The sequence below is a fragment of the Halorubrum sp. Ea1 genome, from assembly GCF_002252965.1.
Lineage (GTDB): Archaea > Halobacteriota > Halobacteria > Halobacteriales > Haloferacaceae > Halorubrum.
The window spans coordinates 1-1,118 of sequence record NZ_NHPG01000057.1; the positions used below are offsets into that span (position 1 = coordinate 1).

Annotated in this window: 1 pseudogene; it reads right to left on the reverse strand. The window is 56.2% G+C overall.

What is annotated here, in order from left to right:
- Positions 1-142 (reverse strand): annotated as a pseudogene (locus DJ73_RS20930) (IS5/IS1182 family transposase); the annotation flags it as partial.
- Positions 143-1,118 lie beyond the last annotated feature (976 nt).

Genomic DNA, 1,118 nt, shown 5'->3' on the forward strand with positions numbered 1-1,118 from the left:
CCCGCAAAAAGTGGAGCGTTACATGCTTCCAGCCGGGAAATCCGTTGCCAGTCGGATCACTCACCGCCGTTGGACTGGCGGCACAGCGCTCTTGAGCCAGCGACGCGGCTTGCTTAACGAAGCGGAAGAGTAGGGTAGACACATTCGACTCTTCCGCTTCGCTACGGCCTTCAGAGCGACGCTATCCCGTCGCCTTCTGCGGATTCAACAGAGCAGAACGATCAGCAATCCGATGAACAGTATCCCACCGGTTTTGCTGAGCGTCCGTCGTAGTCCGTCACTGATCGCATGGCTGAGGTGGAGGGCCATATCTGCCGGTTCGTTCCGTAGTAGATAAGTCCATGGCTGGTTCTCTGGACGAGAAACGCGACGCTTCTGGATCAGTCGGGCGAACTGTGGATCTGCTAATATGTGGCCGGTTTCTCTGTGATCACGTGAGAGTCAGATTGAAACGGTAGTCAGTGAGACACGGCGAAACCCGCGAATGTGATCTCATCACACTAGCCGTGTAGACTAGGGACCTGCGTTTCCGGCGCTGAAACGCGACAGTACAATTTTGAATCAAACGCATCAGTATCTATCCGGGATGCTGGGGGAGATACAATCGAAAGAGCTGGCGCTGCTGGTTTGGTTGGTGGCGACGTTCGCTATTGGAACTGTGGTGTATTCGCCGTTGAATGGGCTTGCGCTCTCTGTGCCAACGACCTGGGGATTGTGGGCGCTGCTGATGTTGCGTGAGAGAAAATAAAACATTCGTAATCAGAGGAGGGGAGCCCAAGATAACTAGCGGCGAATTTTTGAACGAAGCTAGCCTAGATTCGTGTACACCCGCCGTGTCTGTGCGGCGACAACAACAAGACCAACACCGACGGCGGCGAAGACAACTGGGACTCCCAACGACGTGCCCCGAGCGGTGACGCCGGCAAAGTCAGCGACGAACCCGCCATTGAGCAGACCGACGTACCAAATTCCGAGATACAACGCTTCGAACAGCCGAGGCGATCCAGTCCATAACCCGGTAGCGAGTGCGAGCGACGGCGGGAAGATGACAAGACCCGTCACTCCGATGAGTGCGGTGGGGCCTCCTGTGGCCACGGCGATTACGGAGAATCAAGGAG